Raw genomic sequence first — 9,145 nt, 5'->3', positions numbered from 1 at the left:
CACGTCCCCGGGCCCGTGTCCTGCCCGCCGGCCTCGCGCACGCCAGCGACGGGCAGGCCGCCACCGCCCGGGACGCCCCGCCGCCCCGCGAGACCGCCCCGCTGGCCACCGGCCGCCCCGCCCAGCCGGCGCAGGCACCGATGACCACCCTGCGCATCGACGGCGGCAAGACCGACAAGCTGCGCCCCGGCGACATCCTCGGCGCCCTGACCGGCGAGGCCGGCCTGCCCGGCCCGGCCATCGGCAAGATCGTGATCGGCGCGACCCGCTCCTACGTGGCCATCGCCAACGCGCAGGTGGGCCGGGCGCTGCAGCGGCTGGAAGCCGGCAGGATCAAGGGCCGCCGCTTCCGCGTGCGCAAGCTCTGACCGTGTAGCCGGAAGGCCGAAGGCCGCATCCGGGCCCGACCACGTATCTGCAGGACATTGCGCCCGTTTCCCTACACGACCTCGCAATGCGTAGCCCGGATAAGGCCAAAGGCCGCATCCGGGGCCGCCCACATATCCGCAGGACACTGCGCCCCGTTCCCCGGGTGCCCTTCGCTTACCCGGGCTACACGACCTCGCAATGCGTAGCCCGGACAAGGCCAAAGGCCGCATCCGGGCCCCACCACGTATCCGCGGGACACTGCGCCACGTTCCCCGGGTGCGCTTCGCTTACCCGGGCTACATGACCTCGCAATGCGTAGCCCGGATAAGGCCAGAGGCCGCATCCGGGGCCAACCACGTATCCGCGGCACACTGCGCCCGTTCCCCGGGTGCGCTTCGCTTACCCGGGCTACATGACCTCGCAATGCGTAGCCCGGATAAGGCCAAAGGCCGCATCCGGGGCCAACCACGTATCCGCGGCACACTGCGCCACGTTCCCCGGGTGCGCTTAGCTTACCCGGGCTACACGACCTCGCAATGCGTAGCCCGGATAAGGCCAAAGGCCGCATCCGGGCCCGACCACGTATCCGCGGGACACTGCGCCCGTTCCCCCGGGTGCGCTTCGCTTACCCGGGCTACATGACCTCGCAATGCGTAGCCCGGATAAGGCCAGAGGCCGCATCCGGGGCCAACCACGTATCCGCGGCACACTGCGCCCGGTCCCCGGGTGCGCTTCGCTTACCCGGGCTACACGACCTCGCAATGCGTAGCCCGGATAAGGCCAGAGGCCGCATCCGGGGCCAACCACGTATCCGCGGCACACTGCGCCCGGTCCCCGGGTGCGCTTCGCTTACCCGGGCTACATGACCTCGCAATGCGTAGCCCGGATAAGGCCGAAGGCCGCATCCGGGGCCAACCACGTATCCGCGGCACACTGCGCCCGGTCCCCGGGTGCGCTTCGCTTACCCGGGCTACACGACCTCGCAATGCGTAGCCCGGATAAGGCCAGAGGCCGCATCCGGGGCCAACCACGTATCCGCGGCACACTGCGCCCGGTCCCCGGGTGCGCTTCGCTTACCCGGGCTACATGACCTCGCAATGCGTAGCCCGGATAAGGCCGAAGGCCGCATCCGGGGTCCTGCCACGCCTGCGACGTCGCCCCGTCATGCACACCTGCGACATCCGGCGCCAACGCGCGGCACGGGACGACGCGCCGCCCCCCCGGCGCGTCCTGGCACCGCAGCAGCGCGGCGCGCTCCGCCTGTCCGGACTACAACGTCGGCGGCACCACGCGCAGGCTGAAGTCCACGATCCGCTCCTCGGCCGGCGAACTGATGTGGTGCTCCCATGGCCCGCTGCGCTCCCAAGACAGGCCGTCCTCGCTGATGCTCATGCCCATCGGGAAATCCGTCCGTTTCCCGGCCTCGGCCTGCCCCGTGCAGATCGCGAACCGCGGCTCGAAGAAGCGGTAAACGCCACCACCAGCCTCATGCGGATGCAAGGCCGAGTAGCCGTCGGTGACCAGGCCGGTCGGCGCGATCGCCTCCTCGCGCACGCCACCATCGCCGGTGATGCGCATGAACGCGCGCCCGGTGAGCGGCGCGTCGTACGCCACGCGCACGCAGGCCTGCGTGCCGGGACCAGACCAGGGATCCATGGAAACCACGCGCAGCGTCTCCAGTGGACCGGACACCTCGACCTCCTCGTGGATGCTCCCCCCGTCGGCGCGGGTCACGCGGGTGCCGGACAACTGCGCCGAACCGGTGTGCGTGGCCGCGAACGGCGGACCATCGCCAACCGCGCGCTTCACCTCGTACTGCACCGCGCCGTCGCCATCCCAGGCGCAGGCCAGCTGGCTGGCCGTGCCCTCGACCACCGAATGCGCATCGAGCTCCATCGTCGTATCGCCCGACCCGGCCGTCGCCGACCGCGCGGCCTGGTAGCTGAAACGGATATCCAGCTGCACCAGCCGTCCCCGCTCGGCAACCTCGCTGCCGTCGGCGTAATAGCGGACGCAGCCGCCATCCTGTGCCCCCTGCGCATTACCCCGCACGCTGCCACTACCGCCGGGCGCCTCCCCCTCCTGGTTCACCCCGCACCCTGCCAGGGCCACGCAGGCGGAAAGCAGCCACACCCCCATTCCATGCCGCATCGTTCGTTCCCTCGTCGACGGTGTGGCCGGAGTGTATCGACGCATGAATGGAAACGCCCCGGTATGGCGCTCCCCGCCGATGCACGGATCACATATCCGGACGCCGCCTTACTTCCATGCGGTGGCGGATGGCTTGGCTCGCACACTCGCCCTGGATTGGCCAAACCGGCCACCTCGCGCCCAGTGCTCGCAACACCCCGGGCATTGCAGCTCGAGCCGAAGGCCCGGATCAACACCGACGAGCGCCCGTGCAGGCAGCGGACGGCATCTAACCCCCGCGACAGCGCTGCCAGCCGCCCTCGCGGGCCAGGACCTGCTCCCAGCCGTTCTCCAGTCGCCGCATGGCCTGGCCGCCGATGCATGCGTATCCCAGTTCGCGCGCCTCTGCGCTACCCATTGGTGGCAGGTTGATAACGCTCGCGGAAGGTGCCGGGCGCCCCTGCATCCGTGCCTCTGCCTTGAGTACCGAACGCTCCACTCCTTCGCAGAACCCGACCATGCCCGGATGTGGGTGGCCGCGATACTCCTCGCAATTGAAAGGCGTCGTGTCGCGCGCCATCGAGTTGTAAGGCTGCCGCGGTGCGGGCGATGCAGGCTTGTATTGCCCGCGAGGCGCCTGGGCGCGCACGGTTTGCGCCTCCGCACCTGCAGCCACCAGTGCTAGCGCGAGTAGCAGCAGACCTGCCAGCTCCCTTCCCCCCATCATCATTCCCCTGCGACAACCTTCAACCTTGACCCTGGGTCATATGCAGTTGGGAGCATCCCCCTCCTAAGGGGACGCCCCAGACGCCTTCCCGGATCCCGCTACTAGGGGCCGGCATCCCACACCCGACCCGAAACGGTGCCGCCCTTCTCCACCATGAACACCTCCACCGCGAACACCTGGTAGGTCGGGTCGTCACTGGCGTCGAAGTTGTCCATGTCGGGCAGCTTCCAGCCGTTGCGCTCCCAGGCGGCGACGTGGTCGGCGAAGATGATCTTGTGGTCCTGGCCCAGCGGCAGCTGCTCCTTGGGCTTGCTCCAGTACTGGTAGAACGTGGCGGTGTTGTTGATCGAGGGCTTCTCGCGGCGGACGGTGCGGATGGTGGTGTACTCCACGCCGTTGCTGGTGAAGCTCACGCCCTCCTCGCCGCCCTGGCCCGGCGTGCGGACGCCGCGCTGGACCACGTAGTACTCGACCAGGTGGGCCGGGTCGGTCGGGTCCATGTCCTTGTTGTAGCCCCAGCCATACAGGGTGACGTAGCTGGCGCCGGAGTCCTCGTTGAGGTGGTAGCCGATCACGCGGTTGCGGTCGCCGCGCTCCCAGCCCGGGCCGCCGACGTAGTTGTAGTCGCCGCCGATCCAGTCGATCTTGAAGTTGCCCTGCGGATCCAGCTTGAACGAGGCCTCGCCGCCATCCTTCCAGTGGGTGAAGAACCAGTCGCCCACGTGGCCGGTGGCATGGCTCTGGGTGAGCAGGGTCTCGCCCCCGAAGCGCTGGGTGTAGGCCTTGAACTTGCTGATCGGCGGCTTGGCCTGCTCCGCGGCAGAGGCCTCGGGCGGCTGCTGTGCCGCATCGATGTCCGCATCAGGGGTCGAGGAAGAACCGCAGCCGGCGATGCCCAGGATCAGGGCGGAGGTCAGAAGTGCCTGGGTGAAGCGATAGGTCATGATTACCGAGTCAGCTTTGGGTCGAAGCTGGAGCATGGCTTGTCGGCGGGGTTTAGCCAAGGACGCGGGTCGCATCGCATATCCGATGTCGCTCGCAGGCAACACGTCGCTCGCCTCCCCTCGCCCATCCCGCCCAGGCATGGCGCGCCGGGTCCGGACCTTCGACGCCTACTCTTCCTTGCCGCGCCGACGCCACCGGCCCCACCTCGACATTCCCGACCCGCGGATCCAGCCACACGGCGTCCAGCCACTGGTCCGGCTGCCCGGACTTGGGCGCATAGAAGTCCGGGCAGCCGATCTGGCTGGGCACGCCGTTCGGGCCCAGCACCAGGGCGTCGATGTCCTTGCGCCGCACCGTCTTGATCACTCCCTCCTGCGCCCCAACCGACCGCCGGGCAACCTGCCGCCCCTGTTCCCGAGGCGCTCGACCGGGCGGGGAGGATCGGCTGCGCGACCACACGCGCCAGAAGATGTCCTTCGGCAAGGATCGATTCCGGAGACAGATGACGGCTGGTCGGGAGAAATCTGGAGCCCAGACCACGCTGCGGGCTACGCCCAGCGCAGGAAAAGTCCCTACTCCTATTGCCCTGTGTTTTCCCATAGGTAAAGCAGGAAAATTGCCGCGAGGTTGTGGAGTCCGTGGGTGGCCGTCGCCGCGGCAAATCCCCACCGGAAGCCAAACCTCAGGAACTTGAGATAGACCTTCGTGTCCACGAGGAACGGAAGAAAAACGATCACTCCCCAGTACAGGTCGAAGAATCCGTGCACACAAGCCCAGGCCAGCGCGCTCGCGAGCATGACGGGGATATCCCGTTCCAGGAGTGGCCTGAAGAAAAACGAGATCATCACGGCCATCAAAGCTGTCTCGACCAGCGGTCCGACAACACCGACCTGGATTACTGTCGCAAGATTGGCCGAGTCCACGTCGGCGCCGACGACCTCCCGCCCTGAGCTCACGATCAGAAAGGCGACAGAGATTGCCAAGGTGAAGCTGATCGCGGAAGCCAGTAGAACGGTTACCAGCAGTTCCTTCAGTTCGGGCCCTCTCTTTACCTGGATCATGGGGGGGATTCCGGCGGCAGTGATCTGGAAGGCCGGGCCTGGCAGCGGCCCGGCCAGCGTTACTTATGCCCCATAAACATTGGCCAGATTATTGGGGTTACCCATGTCGACCTGACCTTCTTCGGCGTTATCGATCATATTCTTGATAGCGCCCGCCGCCTGCTTGGCAGCTTCGACAGCGCCCGCCCGCAAAAGTGCCTTGACAACGCCGCCGCTGACCACTTCAAACTCACAGATATTCAGCTCACGCATACGGACCTCCTGTCCATTTCTGGCACAAAACCCTGTGCCCGGGTTCCAGGGCGCTCCTGGTGAACTCTTCCCGCGGCGTGCCGCCTGTCATCCTGACCGCGTCGGCAGCCCAGTTGAGTGTGCAAGGGGGACTTTTCACAGACAATCAGAAGCGCCCACGCCTCCATACCAGAGTACGCAGGCCGCTCGGGTGGGAATTTCCCTAAAATAATGCAGGGCGTGAACTCGGATCTGCCGGGTACAAACGGTCAGGTTGGAACGACCCGGATTCTTCGGACGTTCGCCTGCACCCGTTTACAGCGGCAATGTGGGCCGCTCCACACGCCGGGTGAACTCAACGGTGCGCTGCTCGGCGGGCGCGCTGGCGTGCCGTTCCCAGGCCCCGCGACGCTGCCACAGGCGGCCATCGTCGGTGGTGATGGTCAGGCCTCCCGGCGGCCCGTAGCTTCCCGGTGCGGCTTCGTCCGTACAAATGGCGAACGACAGGTCCAGGAACCGGTGATCGCCGCCGTTGTAGGTGGTCGGCGACAGCCCGAGTAACCATCGAGCACCAGCCCACACGGGTCCATCGGCTCCTCGCGCTGGTGGCCCGGCGCGGAGATGCGCATTGCCGACTCCCCCGGATCGGGGCATCGAACGTCAGACCGCGCGGCCCGCCGCGCCCCGCGGCGGAAGAGCGAACCTGACCTTGTGTCCGCACGCGGTTGATACTTTCCACGCGGGTCGTGCCCAGGCAACCAGCCGGGCACGACCTGCCACGGTCAGGCCCGCTCGAAGTGATAGATCTCCACGCTTGCCGGGGCGATGGTCAGGGACCCGGCCGAGGCGTCGAACGTCGACTCCCTGGCACCGACTTGCTCCGGCTCCCCAAGCGGGTTCTTCGCGTCCGGGCCGGGGCCGCTGAACTTCCAGCAGCGCCCCGCCGCCTTGGGCCTGAAGCCCTGCAACGCGAGCGAGAAGCTGTGCGGCGCCTCGGTGGCGTTGACCACGGCCACGGCCAGGGTCCGGCCATCAGCGGTCAGCGCTGCGGACACGTCCAGCGGATACGTATCGCCCCCGGTATTGACGCTGGGCTGGTCGCCGCCGACCGGGTACTTCGGCGGCGGCGTGGGCGAATTGCCGTTGACCACCACTGGCACGGTGCCAAAGCGCTCCTGGTAGAACTGGAACATCCGCCCCTTGATGCTGATCTGCGAGCGCGTGCGGTCGAAGTTCATCCACGCGGTGGCCATGGTGTAGCCGGCCATCGCGATGAAGTCGGTGTGGCGGAAGAACTCGTGGAACGCGGCGGCGATGGCCAGGGCGCCCTTGAGGTCGTCCTCGAAATGGAAGGCCCATTCGTCGAAGAACACCTTGACGCTGCCCTTCTCCAGTTCCGGGAAGTGCTTCTTGTACTGCTCCCAGGCATCCACCATGGTGCGGATGCGGTCGGGCATCTGGTGCACCCACTCGTTGAGCGTCTGGGTCACATCCACCAGCTTGCCGGTGGCCAGGTCGAAGCGCTTGCCACCGGGCGGATAGGCGTGGGTGCCCAGCGCATCGAACCTGCCCCAGCTGTCCTTGAACATGCCGTAGGCCCAGTCGCGATCCGCGCCCACATGCACCTGCGGCTGGCCTTCGATGAAGATGCCCTGGCCGGTGGTCATCTCGTCGACGAAACCGCCGGGGGCCACGATGTAGATGTCCGGGTCCACCTTGCGCATGGCGTCCACGAACATGTTGTGCTTGACCGTGTACTGGTCACGGGCCATGTGCCCGTACTGCCAGTGGCCGTACATCTCGTTGCCCACCGCCCAGTACTTCACGCGATAAGGCTCGGCGCGACCATTGGCCGCCCGCCTCGCGCCCCACTCGGTGTCGGCGCTGCCGTTGACGTACTCGACCAGCTGGGCGCCGGAGCGCGGATCGCCGAAGCCGGTGTTCACGCACCAGAATGGCTCGCATCCGATCAGCTCGCACAGCTGCAGTAGCTCATCCACGCCCACGTCGTTGGGCTGCACCGCGTTCCACACCGGGTCCAGGACGGGCGGGCGCCGGTCGGGGTCGCCAATGGTGTTCTCCCAGTCGTACGCGGAAATGAAGTTGCCGCCCGGCATCCGCAGGATGTGGCAGTTCATCTGCTTCATCAGCGCCACGGTGTCGGCGCGGAACCCGCGCACGTTGTCCGCCGGCATCAGCGAAACCGCGCCCACGCCGAAGCGGCCATGGCCCTGGCCAACGATCTCCAGCCGCGCGTCGGTGGTGTCCATGCCAGGATCGAAACGGAAGCGTTGCGTCTGCCACTGCGAGGACGCGCGCACCCGGGTGGAGAGCGTCTTGCCGCCATTCCCTCGGACCAGCCTGACGGTGACCGTCACCCCCGGGTCGGCCCACAGGACGATGCGGCCGTCGTAAGGCGTACCGGATTTCAGGGCCAGGCCGTGCTGCACCATCCCCCGCTCCTGCGAGCCGTTGACGGTGACGACCGGGCTGTGCGCGCCCACCCAGGCTCGTTCGGTATCCAGCGCGATCGCCGAGACCGGCCCGACGGCCACCCACTTTTCCATGAAGCCCATCGCGCCGCGGCGATCGTCCGGCTTCCTGTCGCGCTCGGCGAGGACACCGTAATAGAACTTGCGGTCGTCGAGCGTCTCGCTCCACAGGCTGTGGTTGATCAGGTTGCCGATGTGCTCGATGAAACCGCCGTAGATCATCGGCGAAATCGGCGGACGCGTTACTGCGGGATTGATGGTGGCAGTGATGCCGCCGGAGGCCGCGAAGACCGGCGGAATGCACGCCGCCACACCCAACGCCGCCGAACCCAGCAGCAGCTTGCGCCGCATCAGGTCCACCTTGTGTTGATGCTCCATCAGTCCTCACCTCCGGCATGGTCCGTTCGGTTGATGCGGCACCGCGCCAGGTGCCGCCGTGCCGCCAGCCATGGGCATCGCCCCGCGCCGGCATAGGATAGCCACGGCCGTGCGGCCGCTCCCCGGCCACAGCAATGCGGATCACGCGCTGAAACATGCCAATCCGGACATGGCTGGGACGCGCCGCGGCAGTGCGTTTTGCCCGCCCAACGTCCGTTCAACGTGCCGGCGGGGGGCACGCACAGCCGCCTGGCCGGCGGAAGCTGCACCAGAGCCGTGCCGTGGCCCGCGGTGGTCAGGTAGTACGCCGGAGAACGGGCGGTTGGCACAGCGCGGATGGAGCACATCCTCGCGCCCGGCCATGGTGGGACGTCGCACGGATCCCGCCTGCCAAGTCGCGTACCGCGCACGTTTCGCGCACTCGACCAAGGGATGGAGCGCGGACCACGCGACTACACGCCCCCAATAAGTCCTTCGACAACGATCGATTCCTGAGACAAGTGAAAGTGCTGGCCGGAGAAACCGGGAGATCCGGCCCTGCGGCTGGCGACGCTCGGCGCCGGAAAAATAAGGTTCTTCTCCCAACTAAGGGGAGAGAGGCACACGGCCGACCCGGCAGACTTGCTGGTGTCGAAGCAACAAACTGGGGCCGGCCGTGGCCGAGTTGGATTGTATGTCCCCGCTCGGAGGCTGGGCGGGATATGGCGTAAGCCGCTGGCATCGCGAGCCGCGCGGCGGCCAACGCTGGCTGGTGATCGAGCTTGATCCGCAGGAGGGCGTGCGGCGTTGCTGCAGCGGCTGCGGCCAGCCCG

Annotated in this window: 9 protein-coding genes; 1 reads left to right on the top strand and 8 read right to left on the bottom strand. The window is 67.4% G+C overall.

Going from position 1 to position 9,145, the window contains the following annotated elements; genetic code table 11:
• Positions 1 to 368: DbpA RNA binding domain-containing protein (locus tag CSC68_RS15590; RefSeq protein ID WP_246193637.1), on the top strand; the 368-nt coding region annotated here is incomplete at its 5' end.
• 1,270 nt (positions 369 to 1,638) lie between these two features.
• On the opposite strand, the gene CSC68_RS15585 is transcribed toward CSC68_RS15590, so the two are convergent.
• From CSC68_RS15585 to CSC68_RS15555, 8 genes are all read right to left on the bottom strand, one after another.
• On the bottom strand, positions 1,639 to 2,502 hold the full coding sequence (locus tag CSC68_RS15585; protein ID WP_162204518.1) for a hypothetical protein: 864 nt from the start codon (positions 2,500 to 2,502) through the stop codon (positions 1,639 to 1,641).
• Positions 2,503 to 2,788: 286 nt separating this feature from the next.
• Complete coding sequence (locus CSC68_RS15995) at positions 2,789 to 3,226, bottom strand: hypothetical protein (RefSeq protein WP_246193640.1); 438 nt, start codon at positions 3,224 to 3,226, stop codon at positions 2,789 to 2,791.
• 101 nt (positions 3,227 to 3,327) lie between these two features.
• Positions 3,328 to 4,170, bottom strand: coding sequence for a glycoside hydrolase family 11 protein (locus CSC68_RS15580; protein ID WP_162204517.1), 843 nt, complete (start codon positions 4,168 to 4,170; stop codon positions 3,328 to 3,330).
• 52 nt (positions 4,171 to 4,222) lie between these two features.
• On the bottom strand, positions 4,223 to 4,537 hold the full coding sequence (locus tag CSC68_RS15575) for a hypothetical protein (protein ID WP_162204516.1): 315 nt from the start codon (positions 4,535 to 4,537) through the stop codon (positions 4,223 to 4,225).
• Positions 4,538 to 4,749: 212 nt separating this feature from the next.
• Complete coding sequence (locus CSC68_RS15570; protein WP_162204515.1) at positions 4,750 to 5,232, bottom strand: hypothetical protein; 483 nt, start codon at positions 5,230 to 5,232, stop codon at positions 4,750 to 4,752.
• Between the two features lie 63 nt (positions 5,233 to 5,295).
• A complete protein-coding gene (locus CSC68_RS15565) occupies positions 5,296 to 5,484 on the bottom strand; it encodes a hypothetical protein (RefSeq protein ID WP_162204514.1) in 189 nt (62 codons plus the stop codon).
• Between the two features lie 294 nt (positions 5,485 to 5,778).
• A complete protein-coding gene (locus CSC68_RS15560; RefSeq protein WP_162204513.1) occupies positions 5,779 to 6,045 on the bottom strand; it encodes a hypothetical protein in 267 nt (88 codons plus the stop codon).
• A gap of 200 nt (positions 6,046 to 6,245) precedes the next feature.
• Entirely contained in the window at positions 6,246 to 8,333 is a 2,088-nt protein-coding gene (locus CSC68_RS15555) for an alpha-L-arabinofuranosidase (RefSeq protein ID WP_162204512.1), read from the bottom strand.
• Positions 8,334 to 9,145 lie beyond the last annotated feature (812 nt).

Source organism: Pseudoxanthomonas suwonensis (assembly GCF_010093235.1).
GTDB classification, from domain to species: domain Bacteria; phylum Pseudomonadota; class Gammaproteobacteria; order Xanthomonadales; family Xanthomonadaceae; genus Pseudoxanthomonas; species Pseudoxanthomonas suwonensis.
This window is presented reverse-complemented; position numbering and strand designations above follow the sequence as displayed.